At 64.7% G+C, this 21,970-nt stretch carries 16 protein-coding genes and 1 riboswitch; of the genes, 11 read left to right on the top strand and 5 right to left on the bottom strand.

Annotation, left to right across the window (positions count from 1 at the left end):
- Positions 1-116: 116 nt before the first annotated feature.
- Together ACHWUQ_RS22450 and ACHWUQ_RS22445 are read right to left on the bottom strand one after the other, a co-directional pair.
- Positions 117-1,679 (bottom strand): ABC transporter substrate-binding protein, encoded by a 1,563-nt coding sequence (locus ACHWUQ_RS22450; protein WP_394682550.1) that lies wholly within the window; start codon positions 1,677-1,679, stop codon positions 117-119.
- A gap of 119 nt (positions 1,680-1,798) precedes the next feature.
- Positions 1,799-2,611, bottom strand: a complete 813-nt coding sequence (locus tag ACHWUQ_RS22445) for a class II aldolase/adducin family protein (RefSeq protein ID WP_394682503.1) — start codon at positions 2,609-2,611, stop codon at positions 1,799-1,801.
- A 375-nt stretch (positions 2,612-2,986) separates the two neighbouring features.
- A riboswitch (TPP riboswitch) is annotated at positions 2,987-3,078 on the top strand.
- 65 nt (positions 3,079-3,143) lie between these two features.
- Between ACHWUQ_RS22445 and ACHWUQ_RS22440 the strand changes: the two genes are divergently transcribed.
- From ACHWUQ_RS22440 to ACHWUQ_RS22415, 6 genes are read left to right on the top strand one after another with little or no spacing between them, the layout of a single operon-like run.
- Positions 3,144-4,226, top strand: a complete 1,083-nt coding sequence (locus ACHWUQ_RS22440; RefSeq protein WP_394682502.1) for a long-chain fatty acid--CoA ligase — start codon at positions 3,144-3,146, stop codon at positions 4,224-4,226.
- Positions 4,223-5,728, top strand: a complete 1,506-nt coding sequence (locus tag ACHWUQ_RS22435; RefSeq protein WP_394682501.1) for an acyl-CoA reductase — start codon at positions 4,223-4,225, stop codon at positions 5,726-5,728. Before ACHWUQ_RS22440 ends, ACHWUQ_RS22435 begins: the two co-directional genes overlap by 4 nt.
- A gap of 10 nt (positions 5,729-5,738) precedes the next feature.
- A complete protein-coding gene (locus ACHWUQ_RS22430; protein ID WP_394682500.1) occupies positions 5,739-6,485 on the top strand; it encodes an ABC transporter ATP-binding protein in 747 nt (248 codons plus the stop codon).
- Positions 6,482-7,255 carry an ABC transporter permease gene (locus tag ACHWUQ_RS22425; protein ID WP_394682499.1) on the top strand — a complete coding sequence of 258 codons (774 nt, stop codon included), beginning with the start codon at positions 6,482-6,484 and terminating at the stop codon, positions 7,253-7,255. The genes ACHWUQ_RS22430 and ACHWUQ_RS22425 overlap by 4 nt, the downstream gene beginning before the upstream one ends.
- A 40-nt stretch (positions 7,256-7,295) precedes the next feature.
- Complete coding sequence (locus tag ACHWUQ_RS22420) at positions 7,296-8,333, top strand: ABC transporter substrate-binding protein (protein ID WP_394682498.1); 1,038 nt, start codon at positions 7,296-7,298, stop codon at positions 8,331-8,333.
- A gap of 1 nt (position 8,334) precedes the next feature.
- Entirely contained in the window at positions 8,335-9,120 is a 786-nt protein-coding gene (locus tag ACHWUQ_RS22415) for an SDR family oxidoreductase (RefSeq protein WP_394682497.1), read from the top strand.
- Positions 9,121-9,153: 33 nt separating this feature from the next.
- Here the strand turns inward: ACHWUQ_RS22415 and ACHWUQ_RS22410 are convergent, their stop codons facing one another.
- From ACHWUQ_RS22410 to ACHWUQ_RS22400, 3 genes are read right to left on the bottom strand one after another with little or no spacing between them, the layout of a single operon-like run.
- A complete protein-coding gene (locus tag ACHWUQ_RS22410) occupies positions 9,154-9,756 on the bottom strand; it encodes a hypothetical protein (protein WP_312451101.1) in 603 nt (200 codons plus the stop codon).
- Positions 9,757-10,671: a glycosyltransferase gene (locus ACHWUQ_RS22405; protein ID WP_312451104.1), complete on the bottom strand. Its 915-nt coding sequence runs from the start codon at positions 10,669-10,671 to the stop codon at positions 9,757-9,759.
- Entirely contained in the window at positions 10,601-11,659 is a 1,059-nt protein-coding gene (locus ACHWUQ_RS22400; protein WP_312451108.1) for a UDP-glucuronic acid decarboxylase family protein, read from the bottom strand. Before ACHWUQ_RS22400 ends, ACHWUQ_RS22405 begins: the two co-directional genes overlap by 71 nt.
- A gap of 277 nt (positions 11,660-11,936) precedes the next feature.
- On the opposite strand from ACHWUQ_RS22400, the gene ACHWUQ_RS22395 reads away from it, so the two are divergent.
- The 5 genes from ACHWUQ_RS22395 to ACHWUQ_RS22375 all read left to right on the top strand — a co-directional run bounded on the left by ACHWUQ_RS22395 (position 11,937) and on the right by ACHWUQ_RS22375 (position 21,963).
- Positions 11,937-15,014, top strand: coding sequence for a hypothetical protein (locus tag ACHWUQ_RS22395; RefSeq protein ID WP_394682496.1), 3,078 nt, complete (start codon positions 11,937-11,939; stop codon positions 15,012-15,014).
- Positions 14,968-15,942 carry a UbiA family prenyltransferase gene (locus tag ACHWUQ_RS22390; RefSeq protein WP_394682495.1) on the top strand — a complete coding sequence of 325 codons (975 nt, stop codon included), beginning with the start codon at positions 14,968-14,970 and terminating at the stop codon, positions 15,940-15,942. Before ACHWUQ_RS22395 ends, ACHWUQ_RS22390 begins: the two co-directional genes overlap by 47 nt.
- A 197-nt stretch (positions 15,943-16,139) precedes the next feature.
- Positions 16,140-18,542, top strand: a complete 2,403-nt coding sequence (locus tag ACHWUQ_RS22385; RefSeq protein ID WP_394682494.1) for a glycosyltransferase — start codon at positions 16,140-16,142, stop codon at positions 18,540-18,542.
- Positions 18,539-21,115, top strand: a complete 2,577-nt coding sequence (locus ACHWUQ_RS22380) for a phytanoyl-CoA dioxygenase family protein (RefSeq protein ID WP_394682493.1) — start codon at positions 18,539-18,541, stop codon at positions 21,113-21,115. The genes ACHWUQ_RS22385 and ACHWUQ_RS22380 overlap by 4 nt, the downstream gene beginning before the upstream one ends.
- Positions 21,115-21,963, top strand: a complete 849-nt coding sequence (locus ACHWUQ_RS22375) for an ABC transporter permease (protein WP_312451122.1) — start codon at positions 21,115-21,117, stop codon at positions 21,961-21,963. The genes ACHWUQ_RS22380 and ACHWUQ_RS22375 overlap by 1 nt, the downstream gene beginning before the upstream one ends.
- The last annotated feature ends 7 nt before the right edge of the window (positions 21,964-21,970 follow it).

Below are 21,970 nucleotides of genomic sequence, written 5' to 3'. Positions count from 1 at the left end.
CGGGGAGACCTTGGAGCGAGACAAAAGCGTAGCCATCCCGCACGCGCCAGTGGCGCTGGCAGCGTGCAGAGTTCAGCAAGAAGAGATGCGCTGTGGCCGGGGGCCACAACCGGTGCTTAGCCTATCGAGGCTCGGCTCAGGCTGTCATTCAGCCCCACGCCGGAGCTGATCGGGTTCTTGATCTTGGTGCGGTAGAGCGTGGGGAAGTTGATCTCATGCAACCAGGCCACCGGCACCTCCTCGGTCAGGATCTTCTGCACCTCGGCATAAGCCTTGGCGCGGTCGGCATCGGTCAGCGCCTTGGCGCCGGCGTCAAACAGCGCATCCACCTTGGGGTTGACATAGCCTTCGATGTTGTTGAACGGCGAGCCCTTGGCGATCGTGTGGCTGGTGTAGGTACGGGCCACGCCCAGCGCCGGATCGGGGTACTGGTAGACATAGATGATGGCCATGTCGAAATCCCATTCGGCGGTGCGCTGGTTCCAGCCGGCCACATCGGTGCCGGTGGTCTCCACCTTGATGCCGGCCTGGATCAGGTTCTGGCGGATCATCTCGGCCAGGCGCTGCCAGGATTCGCCATAGGGCAGCGGCAGCAGGCGCACGGTCTCGCCCTTATAGCCGGCTTCCTTGAGCAAGGCCTTGGCCTTGTTCAGGTCACGCGGGTACTTGGTGACGTCGTCGGAGGCGAACTTCACATGCTGGTTGAAGGGGCCGGCCGCCGTCTTGGCAAAGCCCTGCCAGGCAACCTTGACCATGGCCTCGCGGTCCATCGCATACATGACGGCCTGGCGGAACTTGGGGTTGTCAAAGGGCGCCTTGCGGTTGTTCAGCACCAGCCAGGAATGGGGCGAGTAGAACTCCCAGCCCTTGGTGGTGACGGCAGCTCCAGGCAGCTTGGCCAGGCGCGCTACATCAAAGAACTCGACCGCGCCCCCTGGCACCACATCGACCTTGCCCGATTCAAACGCCGCAGCGCGCGAGGCTGCATCGGGAATGATGTGGAAGTAGAGGTTCTCCACCATCGGCTCGCCCTTGGTGTGGTAGAGCTCATTGGCCACCAGCTGGATGTAGGAGCCCCGCACCCATTCCTTGTATTTGAAGGGACCCGTGCCGATGGGCTTGGCATTGGCCGGGTTGGTAGCGTAGTCGGTGTTGTCGTAGATGTGCTTGGGGATCATCGGCATCGAGCCGGTGTCGAACAGGCTGATGAAGGGGCCAAACGGGTACTTGAGCTTGAACTCCACCGTCTGCGCATCGATGGCGCGCACGCTCTCCAGCGGCTCCAGCGATGCGCGCAGGCGGGCATGGGTCTTGCGTAGAAACTTGTCGACCGAGAACACCACGTCATCGGCCGAGAAGGGCTTGCCGTCGTGCCACTTGACGCCGGACTTGAGCTTGAAGGTATAGGTCAGGCCGTCGTCGGAGCGGCTCCAGGCCGTCGCCAGCAGGCCATGGGGCTCCAGCTTGTCGTCGTAGCGCAGCAGGCCCTCGTAGATATAGCCGGATACCAGCTGGGTCGGGCCGTTTTGCACGATGCCCAGCATCAGGCCCGAGGGCTCGGGCTGCACCATCACGTTGATCGTTCCCTTGGTCTGCTGTGCCAGGGCCGCCATGGGCACGCCCGCGATGCTGAGGCCGGCTCCTGCCAGGCTGTAGGAGATGAGTTCACGCCGATTGATCATGGTTGCTTCCTGTCTTGGTATCGAGGGGGCCTGGCCCGTTGGGGTTGCGGCGGAGGGGCCGCGAAGGCGGCGGCATGCAAGGGTCGGGGGCGTCAGTCGCAGGTCCGTCGCGCTGGTCAGTCGCGGTATTGGCTGCGGCCGGGCGGCTGCAAAAAGCCCAGCAGGCCCTGCCATTCGCGCTCATGCGGGTCGGCGCGCTTGGGCTGGCCGGGCATCACATCGGTGTCGCCGCTTTCGTACTGGCGCGCGGTCAGCTCGCACACCTCGGGCGGCACGGGGTTGATGGCCTGGCCGCTGGACTGGATGGCCAGCTGCACACGGCAGGCGCGGTCCAGGTTCAGCATCAGGATGAAGGCCTCGGCGACGCTGTTGCCCAAGGTGAGCAGGCCGTGGTTGCGCAGCACCATCGCCTTGGCCGTGCTGCCCAGGTCGGCGACCAGGCGCTCGCGCTCATGCAGATCCAGCGCGATGCCCTCAAAGGTGTGGTAGACGACGCGGTTGTAGAACTGCAGTGCCCACTGGTTGCTGGGCTGCAGGCCGCATTGCAGCGAGGAGACGGCCACGCCCGCTTCGGTGTGCGAGTGCACGACGCAGGCGGCGTCGTGCCGCGCGGCATGCACGGCGCTGTGGATCACAAAGCCGGCCGGGTTCACTTGGTAGGGCGTGTCTTCCACGATGCGGCCCTCGGCGTCGATCTTGACCAGCGAGCTGGCCGTGATGTCCTTGAACAGGGTGCCAAAGGGGTTGATGAGGAACTGGTCAGTACGGCCCGGCACCCGCGCCGAGATGTGCGTGTAGATGCTGTCGTCCATCCCGAAATGGGCCATCAGGCGGTAGGCGGCGGCCAGGTCTTCGCGAACCCGCTGTTCGCTCTCGGTATGCGATTTGTCGTAGCCGGATTGGACGTCGGCATCAGCCATTGCAAGCATTGTTGTCCTCGTTGAATTTATGTCGTCTAGCGACAGTCGTCTGTCGACAGGACATAAGTTAACAGACTGAATCGCAGAAGAAAAGGGTGCCGGACTAGGTGATTTCCAGCATGGCTGCTTTGATCTGCCGCAAAAAATTTGCAAGGCACCACAATGGGTTACGTGGATACCGCGCCGCCTGGATATGGTGCAGGAATCGGCAGGAAATGCCTTGGCCTGGTGCATGTACGACTGGTGGAAGGACGCGCATGCACCATCGCGGTGGCCCTGGTGCTTTCCCTGACGTGGGGTTGGCGGAGGTCCTGGGATTGACCGTGGCGCAGACCCTGGCTTGAAGCCTGCTCGGCCTCGCGCCGGTGGTGCTCGGTTAAGATGGCGCCTGCTCCGGGGTGCACGCCAGTGCTGAGATCTACACCCGAGAACTTGAACCGGGTCATTCCGGCGGAAGAAGAGCCAGTTCCCTGCCATGGGGCGCCTTGCGCGCATGGGGGGAGCCTTCGGAGCATGACGTCACCGCTCTTGAAGGAATTCCATGGACAAGGCCGATACGCTGGTCGCAGACCTGCTTGCATTCATCGCAATGGATGGCTGCACCGATGACCAGTTTGACCAGCTCGCGCTGCGTCTTTTTGCCTACCAATACGCATCGAATACGCCGTTCCGCAGCTTTTGCCAGCGCCGTGGCGCCAGCCCGCGCACGGTCAAGACCTGGAGCGACATCCCGGCCGTGCCCATCGATGCTTTCAAGGCGCTGGAGCTGCGCAGCGAGCCGCGGTCGCAGGCCGAACGCGTCTTCATGACCAGCGGCACCACCGGCCGCGCCGCGCGGGGCCGGCATTTCCATCCGGCGTTGCAGGTGTATGACCTGTCGATGCAGCAGCACTTCGCCACCCGCTTCATGCAGGGCACGGCGCGCATGCCGATGGGCATCCTGTTCCCCGATGAAGTGGCCATGCCCAACTCCTCGCTGGCGCATTACCTGGCGCTGGCCAAGTCGAGCTTTGGTACGCCGGAGAGCCGCTATTTTCTGGGGCCGGAGGGCCTGGATATGGACGGGCTCTGCGCCGTGCTGGAAGCGGCCGAGCGCACCGGCCAGCCCTATGCGCTGCTGGGCGCGAGCTTCAGCCTCGTGCATGTGATGGATGCGCTGCGCGCCCAGGGCCGCCGCTTTCAGCTGCCGGCGGGCAGCCGCATTTTGGACACCGGCGGCTACAAGGGCCAGTCGCGCGATCTGCCGTTGGCCGATTTTTATGCCGGCCTGACCGAACTGCTGGGCGTGCCGCCCGAGCTCTGCATCAACATGTATGGCATGACCGAGCTGAGCACCCAGTTCTACGACAACGGCAATGCCCGCTTGCCCTCGGTCAAATCCGGACCGCACTGGATTCGCTCGCGCCTGGTCGAGCCCGTCAGCGGCCGCAGTGTGGCGCCGGGCGAGCGCGGCATCCTGGTGCACTGCGACCTGGCCAACTACAACGCGGTCAGCACCATCCTGACCGAGGATGTGGGCCAGTGGGCCGAGGGCGGCTTTTTGCTGCTGGGCCGGGCCGAAGGGGCCGCTGCCAAGGGCTGCTCGCTGGCGGTTGATGAGTTTGTGCAAGCGGCGCGCGCATGATGCAGGCACAAGCGCCTGAGCGCATGGCCGAGCGCCTACGGGCCGGCTACCTGCCTGGCCTGGATGACAACCAGCTGCGCTGGCAGGTGCTGGTGTTTGAGCGTGCAGGCAAGCGGCTGGAGGTCGAGGTGCCGGTGCTCAGCAGCGCGCAGATGCAGGCGCTGACCGCGCGGGTGCGTGCGGCCGGGCAGCGCCAGCTGCAGCCCATGCCGCTGGCCGAGATCGTGGCTGCCATTGACCGCGCCATTGCCCGCCTCCTGGACCCGGCCGACCCCTACCGCCGCCAGATCGATGCCTGCCTGCCGCTGGTCTGCGGATATGACGCGGCAATGGTGCGTCTGGGGCTCAACGGCCTGTTTAAGACTTTTCGGGCGCCCCAGCTGTGGCGCTTTGCCGGCGAGGATTTTGCCAACCCTGCTGTGCTCGATGGCTTTGTGCCCGCCGTCAAAGGCGGGGCGGTGCGCGCCTACGGCCCGGGCCTGCTGCTGCACAGCTGGGCCGGCAATGTGCCGGCGCTGTCGCTGTGGAGCCTGGTCTGCGGCCTGCTCGTCAAGGCGCCCAGCATCGGCAAGCTGGCCAGCGCCGAGCCGCTGTTTGCCGGCTGGTTTGCGCGCTTGCTGGCGGAGGTGCATCCCCCACTGGCCGGCTGCCTGGCGGTGGTCTGGTGGCCCGGCGGCACGCAGACGGGCGACAGCGCCGAAGCTGCGCAAGTGCTCTATGCCGAGGCCGATACCGTGATGGCCTATGGCAGCAACCAGACGCTGGCCGCGCTGCGCCAGCAGTTGCCGGTGACGACGCGATTTTTGCCCCATGGCCACAAGCTGGGTTTTGGCATGGTGGGCGCTGCGGCACTGGATGCCGTCAAGGCGCCGGCCCATGCGCGGCTGGCTGCCTGGGATGTCATGCGCTACGACCAGCAGGGCTGCTACTCACCCCATGTGTTCTATGTAGAGCGGGGCGCTACGGTCGCGCCCCGCGCCTTTGCCGATTACCTGGCGGCCGAGCTCGCCAATCTGCAGCAGCGCTTTGCACGCCGGCCGCTGGATCTGGAAGAGGGCGCCGGCCTGGCCCGCTGGCAGCAGTCGCTGGAATGGCGCGCGCCCGCCGATGATGGCGCGGCCCCTCAGCTGATTGGCCCGGCCGATGCACCCTGGAGCGTGGCCTATAGCGACAGCCTGGAGCCGCTCGCGCCCACCGCTCTGTACCGCAGTATTGTGGTGGTGGGGGTGGACCGCCTGGAGCAGGCGCTGCCGCTGGTGGCAGCCCAGCGCGACTACCTGCAAACCGCAGGCCTGGCTGTGGGCCCGGAGGATTTGTACCGCCTCGCCGGCCTGCTGGGCGCCGCCGGCGTCACCCGCATCAGCGCCTTGGGTGCCATGGGCGTGCCCGAGGCGGGCTGGCACCATGATGGGCGCTTCAGCCTGCTCGACCTGGTGCGCATGACCGAGATCGATGCCGCTGCCGAGGCCACCGCCCAGCCGCTGGCGCGCTACGCAGACTGAGGGCGGCGCGATGGCATGGATTGATATCGAACGCCTCAGCTTTGCCTACCCGGGCCAGGCCCCGGTTGTGGATGGCGTGAGCTGGCAGATGGCGCAAGGCGCCTTCCACTGCCTGCTGGGCCGCAGCGGCTGCGGCAAGACCAGCTTGCTGCAGCTGGTTGCTGGCCTGCTGCAGCCGCAGGCGGGCCGCATTGTGCGCGCAGGCGGTAGCCTGGCGGCACCGGGCCCGCAGCTGGGTGTGATGTTCCAGTCGCCCACGTTGCTGGACTGGTTGACGGTGCTGGACAACGTGCTGCTGCCGCTGTCGCTGCAGCGCAAGCCCACGGCGCAGGATCGTCACGCCGCCGAGCAGCTGCTGGCCCAGCTGGGCCTGGCTGCGCTGCTGCACCAACATCCCCGTCAGCTGTCCGGCGGGCAGCAAAGCCGGGTGGCGCTGGCGCGGGCCTTGATGCGTGAGCCCGCCTTGCTGCTGCTTGACGAGCCCTTTGCCGCCCTCGACGCCATCACCCGCGCCGAGCTGCAGGATGAGCTGCTGCGCAGCTGCCGCGCGCGGGGCACCACGGTGCTATTTGTCACGCATGACATCAACGAGGCCGTGTACCTGGGGGACCGGGTGGCGCTGATGCACGGCGGGCGCCTCGTCGCCGATATCGCCATTGATCTGCCGGCGCCGCGCACCCACGGCATGCGCCATGGCCCGGCCTTCAACGCCTATGCGGCCCAGGTGCGCGCCGCGATGGACGGGGCCAGCGCATGAACCCCCTGTTGAAAGCCCGGCTGTGGGCCGCTGCGCTGCTGGTGCTGCTGCTGGCCGTGTGGGAGGGCGCAGGGCGCCTGGGCGGTATCTCGGCGCTGGTGCTGCCGGTACCGTCGGCGGTGCTGCAGGCCTTGTGGGCGGGGCTCGCGTCCGGCTACTTTTGGCCGCACTTGCTGGCTACCGTGCAGGCGGTGCTGCTGGGCCTGGCGGCGGGCGCGTCTTTTGGCTTGCTGGCTGGCATGGCCTTGGCCGAGTCGGTGTTGCTGGAGCGGGTGCTCCGGCCCTATGTGGTGGTCAGCCAGGTGGTGCCCAAGCTGGCACTGGCGCCGCTGTTTGTGCTGTGGTTTGGTTTTGGCCTGCTGCCGACGGTGCTGATCACGGCGCTGGTTTGCTTTTTCCCGCTGATGGAAAACACCTTAACGGGCCTGCGCCAGGTCGATGTGCAGCGCCTGCAGCTGTTTCGCGTGCTGGGAGCCAGCCGGCTGCAGACGTTATTGCGGCTCAAGCTGCCGACGGGCTTGCCGGCCATTCTGGCGGGCCTGCGCGTGGCTGTGGTGCTGGCGCTGGTGGGTGCGGTAGTGGCGGAGTTCATGGGCGCCAGCCAAGGGCTGGGCGCCGTGGTGATTGCCGCGCAGGGAATGATGGACACCACGTTGATGTTTGCCGCGCTGCTGCTGATCGCAGCACTGGGCTTGTTGCTGTACCAGGCCTGCCTGCTGCTGGAGCGCAGATTGCTGCGTGGCCATGCCGTCGCTGGCCCACAGCGCTGATGTTTGGACTTTTGCTCGATTGCTTCTGGATGGACCGCTTATGTCTGCACCTTTTCTGACCTCTTCCCTCTCGCGCCGCCGCTGGCTGGGCGCCTCTGCCGGTCTGCTGGGCCTGGGCCTGTCGGGCACGGGCATCACAGCGGGCGCTGCAACCCCGGTCAGCGGCAAGATCCGCCTGGCCGGCTGGAGCAAGCCGATCAGCGAAATCACCAACATCCTGGCCGAGCCGGACAAGGGCTTCTTCAAGGCCCAGGGAGTGGACCTGACCTACCTGCCCGGTGCCGGTGGCGGCGATGCGATCCGCAATATCCTGAGCGGCCAGGGCGATGTGGCCTTTACCGACCCGGGCTCGTTCTTCATGGCGCTGGACAAGGGCGAGAAGCTGGTTGCCATCTACGACATCTACCCGCAAAACGTGTTCAACGTGGTGTCGCTGCGCTCCAGCGGCATCCGTACACCGGCGGACCTGAAGGGCAAGACCATTGGTGTCTACAGCCTGGCCAGCGGCACGCGCCAGAACCTGCTGGTGATGCTGCACCAGGCGGGGCTCAAGGAATCGGATGTGCGCATTGTCGTCACCGGCCTTTTGAACTTTGCGCCGCTGATGCAAGGCCAGGTCGATGCGACGGCCGCCACTGACACCGGCCTGGCCGTGGGCCTGCGCAAGGGCATAGGCGAGGTGCATGTGATGCCCGTGCGCGACTACCTCAACATGTCCAGCGATATGTTTGTGGTGCGCCGGCAGACGCTGGAGCAGCAGCCGGCGTTGCTGCAAGCTTTCTTGCGCGGCTACCGCGACAGCGCGGCCTGGATGATCGCCCAGCCCGAAGAGGCCGCCACCCTGGCCACCAAACGCGCGATCGATGGCACCCAGCGCGACATCAACCTCGATGTGATCGGCCTGCGCAATGCATCGGCCCAGCCTAGCTTGCGGGTGCAGGGCAAGGCAGCGCCGCTGGGCAGCTTTGACCTGGATGCGCTGCAAAAGGGTGCCGATGCCTACCATGCGCTGGGCCTGGTGCAGCAGCCCATCCAGGTGGCCGATGTGGTGGACAGCCGTTGGCTGCCGGGGGCCTGAGATGCGGGAGAGCAGTGCGTTGAACCTGCGCGGCAAGGTGGTGCTGGTAACAGGTGCCAGTCGGGGCATTGGCGCGGCCATTGCCCAGGCCTTTGCGCGCGAAGGCGCCACCGTGGCGGTGAACTACCTGGCCAATGAGGCGGCAGCGGCCCAGACCGTGGCCGCCTGCCAGGCCGCCGGCGGCGACGCCTGGGCCGTGCAAGCCGATGTGGGCAACCCGGCGGCGGTGGACGCGATGGCCCAGGCCATTGCGCAGGAGGCCGGGCCCATCGATGTCGTCGTGAACAATGCCTTGCGCCCCTATGCCTTTGACCCGGAGCGCCGCCAGCCGCTCGATGCCCTGGCTTGGAGCGACTACCAGGCGCAGTTCGATGCCGCCGTGGGCGGCGCCTTCCATGTCTGCCGCGCGGTGCTGCCGCAGATGCGCCAGCGCGCCTGGGGCAGCATCGTCAATATCACCAGCAATCTGGTGGAGCACCCGGTTGTCGCCTACCACGACTACAGCACGGCCAAGGCCTCGCTGGTGGGCTTCAGCCGCAACCTGGCCAGCGAGCTGGGGCCCTTTGGGATACGCGTCAATTGTGTCGCCCCGGGCCTCGTCTACCCCACCCAGGGCAGCGCGCAAACCCGCGAATCCTTCCGCGAATCGCTGATGGCCGCCACCCCGCTGCGCCGCCTGGCCAGCCCTGAGGATGTCGCTGGGCCAGTGCTGTTCCTGGCATCGGACCTGAGCCGGTTCATGACGGGGCAGGTGTTGCTGGTAGATGGGGGCTTGGTGATGCGTTGATAGGCCACAGGAAGCCCAGGCCACGCAAGCTGTTCAATGGCAGCGGTAGTCGGGCGCTGACTGGCTGTGGGCAAAAGGGTCAACCAGATCGGCCGAGTAGCTGTCGCCAATCAGGCGCTGGTGTGGCAGGCCATAGTGGCGGAACCACCGGCTGAAATGCGCCAGACGCTCGCCCCGGGGCGTCAACAGCACGCAGCCTTGGTCGTCGATGCGGATGGTGCCCGATACCAGCTGTTCGGTGAGCCGGATGTCGATCAGGCGGTGCTCGTGCATGTATTCGTCTTTGAAGACCTGGTCCATCTTGCTGCGCGCAATGCCGCCGCCCCGTTGCTGCAGCTTCTCCAGAATGTAGAACGACAGCGAACGGTCAATCACCGTGGGCACGCTCAGGGCCAGCGCGTAACCTGTCAGCGCGCAGACCAACAGATGCTGGCATTTCTCCAGGCTGCTGAAGGCCCGCCAGGTTGACAGACAGCACAGCAGCAGTGCCTGCAGCACCAGCGCAAGCGCTGCAGCGGCCAAGGCAGCGTAGAGCACTACATCGACCGTTAGCAGCCGAATATAGAGCAGGTAGCTGAGGGCCGCCAGCACGGGGTAAGCCAGCCAGGACAGAAGCGCGAACCGCAGCTTTTTCATTCAGGCCTCCGGTGCCTTGCGGTCAGGTGCTGGCACATCAATGGTCGCGGCGACCATGGCCATGTCGGGCTGAGGATAGCTGTCTCCCAGCTTCCAGGCCAGCAGCCCGTACACCAGCGCGTACAGCAAGGCCAGCGCCGTGCAGCCCCAGAACCCGAACAGCGCCAGGCCTGCGCCCCTCTGCCCGGTGCTGAGCCAGGCCAGCACGGCCGCCAAGCCCGCCAGCAGCAGCGCGGCGTGGCGCAGACGCTGCAGTACGCGGGCCTTGAATACCCGGATGGCGCGCAGCCCATGGCCCACCAGTGCAGGCAGGTTCATCTTGGAGACCCCGGCATAGCGCTTGGCCCGGTCCACTGAATGGCGGCCCAGGCGCAAGTCGCTGGCCAGCAGGCTGGCGGCAATATGGACGGGCAAGCTGGGGTGGGCGGCGAGCGCCTGCGCGGCGGGCGCAGACAGCACCATGAAGTTGCCAAAATCCAGCACCCGCCCTGTGCTGAGGCGAAAGAGCAACTGGTAGGCGCGGTAGCAGGCGACAAAGGTCCAGCGCTCACGGCGCTTGCCCCGGGCTGCGACGATGGCATCGATGGCGCCGGCAGATTGGCTGAGCTTGGCCAGCAGGCCGGGGACGGCCTCGGGCGCATCTTCGCCATCGGAATCCATGAGCACCAGTTGCTGCTGGGACTGCAGATGTGGGGCCAGGTACTGCAGGCCCAGGGCCAGCGCCTGCTGGTGGCCGGCATTGCGGCGCAAGCGCAGAATGCGCCCGGGCAGTCCTGCGTTGGAGAGTGCGCTCGCTGTCAGGGACTGCTGGGGCGAGCAGTCATCGACGAAGAGCACAAAGCAGTCAGGTCCGAGCTGTGCGTGCAGCGCTTGCAGCAAAAGCTGACAGGCCTGGATGTCCTCGTAGTAAGGCATCAGCACCAGGGTCTTGGCTGTGGGCGGTAGCAAAGGCGGCAGCGCGTTGCAGCTGGGCATGGGTGTGGGAGAGTCCATTGTCAAGCGAGACCTGGGGAGCCCAGCCCAGCATCTGCCGAGCCTGGGAAATATCGGGCTTGCGCTGACGAGGATCGTCCGGCTGGCCGGGGAGAAATACCGGGGCAGCGGCGCTCCCTGTCAGTGCAGCAATCTTTCTGGCCAGGCTCAGCACGTCGATCTCTTCGGGGTTGCCCAGGTTCAGCGGGCCGGTGATGGCGGCATCGCTGTTCATCATGCGCATCAGGCCCTCTACCATGTCGCTCACATAGCAAAAACTGCGGGTCTGGTGGCCATCACCATGAATGGGCATGCCACTGCCTTGTAGTGCATGGCTGAAAAAGCTGCTGATGACCCGGCCATCACTGGGCAGCATACGCGGCCCATAGGTGTTGAAGATGCGCACGATCTTGATGGACAGGCCGTGCTGGCGCTGGTAGTCGGCAAACAGGGTTTCCGCGCAGCGCTTGCCCTCGTCATAGCAGGCGCGTGGGCCAATGGGGTTCACATTGCCAAGATAGCTCTCAGGCTGCGGGTGCACCAGCGGATCGCCATAGACCTCGCTGGTGGACGCCTGGAGCACCCTGGCTCCGCAGCGCAAGGCCAGATCGAGCACCTGCATGGCGCCCAGCACATTGGTCTTGAGGGTCTGTACCGGGTTGCGCTGGTACAGCTGCGGTGAGGCAATGCTGGCCAGGTTGTAGATCTGGTCGACTTGCAGCAGCCCAATGGGATCCACCACATCCTGCTGCAGCAGACTGAACGCGGGGTGGCCGAGCAGTGCGGTGATGTTGCCCGGCGAGCCGCTGGAGAAATTGTCCAGGCAGACCACCTGGTGGCCTTCGGTCAGCAGGCGTTCGCACAGGTGGGAGCCCAGAAAACCCGCACCTCCGGTGACCAGAATGCACTTGGGAGATGGTGTGACTGTCATAGGGCTCTGCGCAGCGGATGGATTAGAAAATAAATTCGATCAATTGGTAAATAAATTACTAATCTCAATTGTCACAATGGCTTGCATCGCATTGTGCAGTATCAAGCTATCTTTCGCAGATATTTACATGCGGCAGTGGGCGCATACTGCCCGACAAACGTAGAATTATGCTTGCAAAAAGTAACGTGCAGCAACATTTAAATAACCGCCGTGTATGCGTTTTCACTTGGTTCGCAGGGTTTGGGAGAAGGCTCTGAGAGCACTGACGCAGATACCGGTGCTGAGCCATCGACCCCAGCCCTTCCGTATAAGGCATCTCGCGGCCTGTCTGCTGCTGGGCGTGGTCAGCTTTGCGGTGTACAACGCGAATATGCGCTCTATAGGCGCGGGCGACAACTATCCAGCGCGCTACCTGCCACTGTCGCTGTGGAAATACACCACCCTGAGCCTGGACCCCGTTGCTGACCTGGTGGCACAAGGGCACAGGCTGCCCAGCAAGCCTGGCGAGATTGGCAAAGCTGGCTGGGTGGTGCGCGGCACGGACGGACGCCTGTTCTCGCTCTATCCCATTGTCACCCCCTTGCTGGTAGCGCCGCTGTACCTTCCCGCTGCGCTGTATCTGTCGTACTGGGACTGGGCCCCTGCGCATGTGGATTCGGTGGCCCGCATCATGGAAAAGCTCGTGGCCTCGCTCGTCGCATCGGCTTCGGTGATGCTGATATACCTCTTGCTGCTGCGCCAATGCAGTGGCCGCATGGCAATGGGGCTGGCGCTGGCCTATGCCTTTGGTACCAGCACCTGGGTGATCAGCAGCCAGGCGCTGTGGATGCATGGTGTGGCCCAACTGCTGGTGACCTGCGCGCTATGGATCGCTACCAGTGAGCGCTGCACTCCCAGGCGGGCCTGGGCCTATGGCCTGGTATGCAGTCTGATCGCCTGTAACCGCCAGCCCGACACGTGGCTGGCACTGGGCTTTGCCGCCTACGCGCTGGTCTGGGCACGGGGGCATTACCGGCTGTTTCTGGCCGGCGCCCTGCCACCGGCGCTGCTGACCCTGGCCTACAACCTGTGGTGGGTGGGCTCATACATGGGCGGCTACTACGTTTTTGTGCTGAACCACAGCACCGATGCCTCCTGGCTGGGCCTGCCCGAAGGGGTCGCCGCCTTGCTGTTCAGCCCCGTGTATGGGTTGTTGGTGTTCTCGCCATTTTTGCTGCTGCTGCCGCTGCGCGGGTCCGCCATCTGGCGCCTTAGCCGCTGGCGCTTACTGGCCATGGTGATGGTGGCGGCGGTGGTGCTGCAGATTCTGTTCTATGCGGCTGCGCACTGGATCCAGGGCATCAGCTGGGGAAGCCGTTTTTTGACCGACATGCTGCCCATCCTGGTCTGGTTGCTGCCGCCCGCGTTGCTGGGTCTGTCTGCTTGGGGTAGAGGGGCATTCACGCTGGCTGTGCTGGCGGCGGTGGTTGCAGAAGCCATTGGGGCCTTTGGCTACACTGGGCAAGCCCATGCGGCCTATATTGAGCGCCAGGGCGCAGTCACAGTGGCCGAGCGTTTTGCCGCGCAAAAGCGTGCGGCCTGGCAGTTGCAGAACTCGCCGTTACTCAGCCATCCGAGGTGGCTGCATGACCTGGGCTGGCTGCTGCACGGTGGGGTGGAACGGGTCAGTCTCAGCAATGACGACCAGGTGGTTGTAGAGGGCTGGGCGCTGGCGGGGGGCCGTACACCGTATGACTTGCACCTGCTTGTCGATGGCCAGCCATGGCCTGCGGCCACGGCCCAGTTTGCGCCCCGCAAGGGGCAAGGGGCGGGGGCAGGCCAGGCACCAGCGAGCGGCTGGGCGCTGACCTTTGCGCGTGGCAATTTGGCCGTGGGTGAGCATGCGTTCAGCGCTCTGGTGCGGGCAAGTGCCGATACCCAGCCCCGGTTGCTGCCCGTCACCATGCACCGCGTAGCCGCTGCAGCGCAGGCCTCTGGCCGCTTGCCCGGAGCGCATGGATCGATCGACACGGCCCAGGTAACCGCTGGTGACGCCGTCGATGTGGCCGGCTGGGCCCTGGTCGATGGGCAGACCCCTGCCGGGGTCGCGGTATTGCTGGACGGCGGCCAGGTGCTGGCCAGCAGCAAGGCGTTTTTCACGCGCCCGGACGTGGTGCAGTCGCTGGGCATCGCGAATGCAGCAGGCTGGCGGCTGCGTTTTCCGGTCGGCACTTTGGCGGCTGGCAAGCACCGGCTGCGTGTGCTGGTGACGCCGGTGTCGGGCGCGCCTGTCTACTTGGCGGCCAGTGCGGAATTTGAGGTCACTCGGCCAGCACCCGTAATGCCATCCCAGGGCAGCCCGCTGTCCGAAGCGGCGCGCTACGCGGCCGAGATGTTGGCCTACCGGCAGCAAGAAGGCGGTTACTGGCTGACCGAGCACACCCAGACTGCCATGTTCCGCCAGCCCGCGCCAGAGCTGAATATCTTTGCCAATGCGCAGATCGTGGACATTCTGACGCCCGTGGCGGCGGCTGCTGAGGTGCAGCCGATGGTGGCGCGTACGCGCCAATTTCTGCAGCAGCAGATCGAAAGCACCGGCCTAGTGCGCTACCACGGCAACCCCGCGCTGCCGACCCACGGCAGCCTGAGCTGCAAGATCACACCGGATGCCGATGACACAGCCCTGGTTTGGCGTCTGGCGCCATTGGCCGATACCGCGCTGCAGGACAGAGCGCTGGCGACACTGCAGCGGTTCCGCAACAGCCATGGCCTTTACCGGACTTGGTTGGCCCGGCGCGAAGATTACGAATGCATAGATCCAGGCAGAGACCCCAATCCGGTCGATATCGGCATCCAGATCAATGTGTTGCGCTGGCTGTACGAAGTGCAGCCGCCCGCCGCCCAAGCCTTGTGCCAGGCACTGCAGCAGCGGGCAGGAGATGCGAACTTGTGGGTCTACTACCAACGGGCACCGGCGGTGGTGCGCTGGTCGCGTGATGGCTTGCAGCGTGCTGGCTGCACGCTGTCGTTGCCTGAGGGACTGCTGAGCACCTCGGTGCCTGGCCAGCAGCGCTGGCTGGATCTTATTGACCGCATCCACCGCCTGGGCGCACCACAGCGCTCGCAACCCACGCCAGCGGAGCGAGCCGCCGACGCGGAGATGCTGGCGAGCCTGGCAGCCGACGGCTTTGCGGCACTGCGGCAGGAGCCGCTGCTCTTCTACCACAACGACCTGACTGCCACGGTTAGCCGCTATTACTGGTCGCAAGAGATGGCCTATGCGCTGTGGCTACGGCTTTATTACGAGCATCTGGGCCAGGCGCAGGGAGATGCACCGCCTTCTGGCCGACAAGACCCAGGTGGACGCCATGGCTGAGGCCCGCCAGCCCACTGCTGGCGCCCGCCAGTTCCTCCAGCCGCAATGGCTTCGCCTGTTGGCCAGTATCCGGCTCGGCGAGGTGCTGGTGTTGCAAGGCACCCCGCTGATGGGTGCCATCTTGGCACTGGGCAACCTTGCGCCATGGCATGGGTGGACCATAGTCTGGCAAGGCCTGTGGCTGGTGACTGCCAACCTCTTGTTTGTGGCGCATGTGTTTGTCGCCAACGATTGGGCCGGCATTGATGCGGATCTGCGCGACCCCCAGCGCCAGGGCCATACTTTCGTGAATCAGGGCGTAGGGCGGCGCCTGTTTGGTTGGCTGGGCGTGGTGCTGTTTGTGGGCGCCCTTCTGGCGCTGCTGCCTCTGGGCTTCCAGGCGCTGCTCCTGGGGCTGGCGCTCTGCGCCGCCAGCGCGCTGTATTCGCTGCCTCCTTGGCAACTGAAGGGCCGGCCACTGTGGAGCTCCCTAATGCATTTGCTGGGAGGCAGCCTGCACTTTCTGCTGGGCTGGGTGGCATTTGCGCCCATCCATGGCCCCAGTCTTGCGATCAGCGCATATTTTGGTCTGGTGTTTGCGGCCGGCCACCTGGTGCATGAGGCCCGAGGTGTGCAGGGTGACTGTCTCAATGGCATCCAGACCAATGCCGTTCGCTTTGGCGCCAAGCGCTGTTTTGTAGCCGCGTTTGTGCTGTTCAGCGCCGCCTACCTGCTGCTCGCCGTGCTGTGCCTGCGCCAACTGCTGCCCACCGCGCTGCTGCTGGCGGTCTGCCTCTACCCCCTGCATGTCTGGGCGACCTGGCAGGCCTACCGGCAGCAACTGAGTTACCTGAGCCTGCTGCGTCTGCAAAAGTGCTACCGAGCCATGTATGCGCTGACGGGGATGTTGATGCTGGGGGCGGTGTTATTTAATAGGGCCATAGAGTGATTCAGCGAAACCGCGTTGGCATTGGTAGGGGAGTACTGTATGTATCTGTCACATCTGCAACGTAACCACCTAAATTCGCCGTCTTATACGATAATTCACGATGTTTCACAAAGTGAATCTGGTAAACATCTGATATCCGTACAGGCGCTCCAGTGCAGGTCTGGGGTGTGTTTGCCAAGGCATCCCCTGGCATATCCATGATTCCGAACAGCCGGCGCACTATTTTTACCATCTGCTCGAACAACTACCTGCCCATGGCCAGGGTGTTGCTCCAAAGTGCGGGCCAGCAGCATCCCGAAGCAGATATCTATCTTTGCCTAGCCGATGCGCTGTTGGAAGAGCCAGACTTCTATGCGGGCGACTTTGAGGTGGTCACCGCCGAGGCACTGGGCATTCCGGATTTCCGGGAGTTTGCGTTTCGCTACGGGATCATGGAATTCAACACGGCGGTGAAGCCGTTCATGTTCCGCTACCTGATGGCGCAGGGCTATAACCAGATGGTCTATCTCGACCCGGATATCGAGGTGATGGCGCCGCTAGTCCATGTCTTTGCCTTGCTGGACGATGGCGCTTCCCTGGTGCTGACCCCGCACCTGACCCGGCCCGCGGAGCGGGACGCGTTTCCGGACGATGTGGGCATCATGCGCGCGGGGGTTTTCAACCTGGGTTTTCTGGCGGTGAGTGCATGCCCGGAGGCCGAACGCATCATGGCCTGGTGGGGCGGACGGCTGCAGTACCAATGTGTTAACGAGCCCGAGCGCGGCCTCTTTGTCGACCAGAAGTTCATGGACCTGGTACCGGGCTTTGCCGCGGATGCTCGCATTCTGCGCGAGCCGGGCTACAACCTGGCGTACTGGAACCTGCACCAGCGCAACCTTCAAAAGCACGGCAATGGCTGGACGGTCGATGGTGAGCCGCTGCGGTTTTTCCATTTCAGCGGCATTGACCCTGCAGACCTGCGGCAGCTCTCCAAATACACCACGGCCTTTGGCCCCGGCGCCATCTCCCCTGCATTGGCGGCCCTGATGCAGCGCTATGCTCAGCAGGTGCTGGCGAATGGCCATGGCCGCGTGCCAGCGGCCAGCTATGTCTATGGACGGTTTGCCTCGGGCACGCTGATTCCCGATGCCGTGCGCCGCATGTTCCGGGATGGGCACCGCTGCTGGTCGGGCGGCGATCCTTTTGAGACCTATGAGGCCTACCTGCAACTGCCCAGCCCCCACAGTCCCCTGTGTGGCAAAGGTTATGTTACGCGGCTGATGGCAGGGTTGCATGCGCGCGAGACCTGGTTGCAGCAGACCTTTGACCTGCGTTCCACGCAAGGGGTCGCTGCCTATATTGACTGGTTCTGTCTGCATGCCCGCACCCAACTGGGCGATGCACGCTTGGTGGAGCCGGTGCAGCTGCGAGCGGCGCGCGTGTCCGTTGCGCTGCCGCCAGTGCGCATGCCAGTGCCGGCCTCGCTTGGCGAGGCACAGTTGACTGTGGTGGGCTACCTGCAGGTGGCATCGGGCGTTGGGGAAGCTGGGCGGCAGACGCTGAGGGCCGCGATGCATGCGGGTTTTCGCGCGCAGGGCCTGGCGATCCGGCCACCTTCCTTGCCTGAGGCAGTCGACGTGGAGCAGGCGCCCTGGATCACCGAGGCCCAAGCCGCCCAAGTGCAGATCTTCAATGTGAATGCCGACCAGTTGCCCACGGTCATCCGCGACCTGGGGGACCGCTTGCCGCGCAACAGCTGGCGGTCGGTGGTGCCATTTTGGGAGCTGGAGCATTTTCCGGATGACTGGATGCCAGCCTTCGACCTGGTGGATGAGGTGTGGGCCCCGACACGCTATGTGCAGAAAATGCTGGTCAACCGCTTGAACAAGCCGGTGCTGTATATGCCGCCGCAACTGAGCTTTGTGCCGCCGCCGCCGGCACCGCGAGCGCAGTGGGGCGTGCCTGAGCAGGCCTTTGTGTTCTTCTTTGCATTTGATTTTCTGTCTTATGTCGAACGCAAAAATCCACAGGCCTTGTTGCGTGCGTTCCGCGATGCCTTTCCGTCCCAGGGAGCCGCAGAGGTTTGCCTGGTCGTCAAGACGCTGAACGGCCACCAGGCCGGCGCGCACAGCCAGGCCTTGTTGGAGACGCTGCAGCGCGATCCCGGCGTGGTATTGGTCGACCAACTGCTAAGCCGTGCGCAGAGCCTGCAGTTGATGGCCTGCTGCGACGCCGTAGTATCGCTGCATCGCAGTGAGGGGCTGGGCTTGCTGGTGGCTGAGGCCATGCAGCTGGGGCTGCCTGTGGTGGCGACTGACTATTCGGCCACTACCGAGCTTGTTTCTCCCTCCACCGGATGGCCGGTGGCCTGCAAGCTGTGCCCTGTGCCGGAAGGTGCTTATCCTTACCACGAAGGGCAGGTGTGGGCCGAGCCGGATATGGAGCATGCTGCCTGGCAAATGCGGCAGGTCTACCTGCACCGTGCAGAGGCCGCGCGCCGTGCCAGCCATGCGCGTGCGCGGCTGGAGGCAGAATTTGGCGCCGATGCCACTGCACAGCGGCTGCGCCGCCGGCTTGCAGCATTACTGGCCGGTGGCGAGCGCCTGGGAGATGCGGCATGACGGAACAGGCCAGCACCCCAGCAGCGACCACGATGCGGCGCTGGCTCGTCGTTGGTGATATCGGCGGCGCGGCGCAGTTCCATGTCGGTGACGAGGCCATGTTTGCTGCCAATCTGCAACTCCTGCAGCGCCTGTGCCCGCAAGCGCAGCGCATAGCCGTCTCCCGGGATCCGGCATTCACGGCGGCCACCTATGGCATCGCGGCCGTGCCGCGCCTGGGCTTTGCCGATTGCGCGGATGAGGCCGAGCGCGAAGCCTTGCTGGCGCAGCTCTGCGCAGCTTCGCATGCCCATTGGACGCAGCGCAGGCCCGCCGCGATGGAGGCTTTGCGTAATGCGCAGGATGGCCTGCTCATCTCCGGTGGTGGCAACCTGCGCAGCACCTGGCCGGCTTTTTTGTACGAACGCCTGGCCTTGGCGCGCCATGCACAGCGCCTTGGTGCGCCCGTCGTGGTCCTGGGCCAGACCCTGGGCCCGGAGCTGACCGACCGCCACCGCGCCATGCTGGCCGAGCTGTTGGCGATGGCTACGTGGGTCGGGGTGCGAGAGCAGCCCAGCTACCAATTGGCGCTGGCGCTGGGCGTGGATGCCAGCCGGCTGTCTCTGCAGCTGGATGATGCCCATGGACTTTGGCAGCAGCCCATTCGCGATGGCTATCTGCCGCAGCCCTTTGCGTTGGACCGGCCCTGGATGGCGCTGAGTTTTCATCCACTTTGCGATCTGAGCCGCAACGATCGCTTACTCGACAGCCTCGCCCAGCAGCTGGAGCAGGCGGCGCGGTTGACCGGCTGTAGCCCGGTGTTCATCCCCCATGCAAGGGCAGATGCAGCCCATGGCGCGCCCTGGTCCGATGAGGATATGGGCCGGGCGCTGGCGGCGCGCATGCGTCATACCCCCATGCTGCTGCTGCCTGTGATGTTGCCGGAGCAGGTGGCATGGCTCACCGCACAGGCCCATCTGGTGATCAGCTCGCGCTACCACCCGCTGGTGTTTGGCCTGGCGGCTGCCAAGCCTTGTCTGGGTGTCTGGAGCGACCAGTACACCCGCACCAAACTGCGAGGCGCCTTGGAGCATCACGGCAGCGCCCATGCCGCCTGCAATGTGCAAGAGCTGGGTGAAGGCTTGCTGATCCGCCGCCTTGCCGCGTTGTGGCAGGGCCGCCAAGCCTGGCAGGCCCACCTGGCCGCGCAAGGCCGGTTGCTGGCCGAAGACGAAGCGCGCAGGCAACAGGCGCTGGCGACCTTGCTGGTGACCGGCCAGAGGCTAGAAACGCCCATTCCTTCCATCGCTGTCGGCAAGTCCACCGCTGCGGTGGATGACACGCCGGCCAGCGCACCGCCTCTTTCTCCCGACGCTTTCCACAGGAGGTCTCCGATGCTTACCGAGGCAGACTGGCAACAATTCGCCCAAGACGGTTATCTGCACCTGGGCCAGGTGCTTGCGCCCGAGGCGCTGGAGGCATTGCGGCAGCGTGCCGATGCGCTGGCGCTGGGAGAGGTGTACAACCCGGGGGTGCAGATGCAGCTCGATACCGGTGGGGCCTACGAGGAGCTGCCCGGGGCCGTCGAACGCTTTGACGAAGGCACCCTTCGTTACCGCAAGATCCAGGGGCTGGAGCATGACCCGCTGTACGCAAAGCTGATCGAGCAGCCGGTCTTCAGGACCATCTGCGCAGGCATGTATGGCGCGCATGCGGCGGTATCGATCTTCCGGGCGATGGTGATGAACAAGCCTGCCGGCCATGGCACCTTACTGCCCTGGCACCAGGATGGCGGCGCCGTCTGGCAGCTGGACCGTGACCCCTTGGTCACCATCTGGGTCGCGCTGGACGATGCCAATACTTCCAATGGTTGCATGGATGCGGTCCGGGGATCGCACCGGCTGGGCTTGCTCAGCACGCAGGGCAGCACCTTGACCGAAGACGCGGTGCGCGCGCATTGCCCACCCGAATTGACGGTGCCGCTGGAGGTGAAAGCCGGGCATGCGCTGCTGATGCACAACTGGCTGATCCACCGCTCGGGCCTCAATACGTCGCCCACGCCCCGGCGCGCCTTCACGATGTGCTGCATGGATGCGCGCACGCGCAACCTGCTGACCGGGACGCATTTTCCGGTGGTGTATGGCTCGCAAGTCAGTGCGCCCGATGCCTACGTGCAACAGCTGCAGGCGGACTTGGCCGCGCAGACTGAGCGATTCGACAATGCAGAGCGCTATGCCCAGGACCTGCTGGCGACCAATGACGAGCGCCAAGCGATGATCGATGAGGCCACGCAATATGCGCGCAGCCTCGAGGCCGAGCTGGCGCGTTGTCAGCAAGGTGGCAACGCTGCGCAAGACGTACGGCGTGCCAGCGCTGCGGTGGCGCAGATGCGTGACGAGATTCTGGAATTGAACCATGCCCTCAAAACCGCGTATGAGCAGGGCGTTGGAGACGGGCACGAAATGGCGCGCTTGCGCCAGCAGGTGGTCGATTTGCATGCGAGCGTCGAGGCGCTGCACCAATCGGCTTCATGGCGCATCACCGCGCCACTGCGCCACTTGTATGAGCTCCTGGTGCTGCGCACGAAACGCTGATGGCCCCACGTAGCATTCCCCCCACAGAGCGACAGGCTCCGGAAAGCCGCTGGCAGCACCAGGCTCAGTTGCTGCTGCAGGACCTGTCGCAGTCGCTGCGGCAGTGGCCGCTGTGGACACATCTGGGCTGGCAAGATTTGCTGCGGCAGTACCGTCGGTCTGTATTGGGACCAGCCTGGATTGCCATCAATATGGCGATATTTACCGCTGCCTTTGGCTGGATCGGCTCACAGCTCTTCAACCAAAACCCCAAGACCTATGTGCCTTACTTCTGCCTGGGCAATGTGTTTTTCGGCTTTCTGACGACGATGTTCAATGAGGGCTGTCGCACCTATGTCGATGCAGCGGCCTTCCTCAAGCAGGCCGCTTACCCCAAGTTCAGCTTTGTGTTCCGAGTGATGTGGCGCAGCCTGCTGATGTTGCTGCATCAGCTGCCGCTGATCGTGGTGGTGCTCTGGTATGGCGGTAACCTGGGTGGCGCGCTGTGGCTGCTTTGGTTGGCAGGGCTGGCCCTGACCGTGCTCAGCGCCACATTGGTGTTAGCCGTGTTGGCGGCACTGGCCACGCGCTACCGTGATGTGCCCATGGTGGTGGCCAGCGTGCTGCAAATCGCCTTTTTTGTGACCCCAGTGATGTGGCATGCCAGCCAACTGAGCAGCGAACGCGCGCAGTTGCTGACCGCCCTCAATCCGCTGGCCGTTTGGCTGGATCTGATGCGCCAACCGCTGCTGGGAGCTGCGCCCCCGACCAGTACTTGGCTGGCGTCCGGGCTGGTGTTGGGACTTCTGCTGGTGGTGTGCAGCTTCACCTATCTAATTGCGCGCCGGCGTATCAATTACTGGCTCTAAGCCCTGC

The sequence above is a fragment of the uncultured Comamonas sp. genome (assembly GCF_964277875.1).
In the GTDB taxonomy this organism is placed as follows: Bacteria; Pseudomonadota; Gammaproteobacteria; order Burkholderiales; family Burkholderiaceae_C; genus Comamonas; species Comamonas sediminis.
Note: the sequence above shows the minus strand (reverse complement) of the source record. Positions and strands in the feature narration are given on the sequence as shown.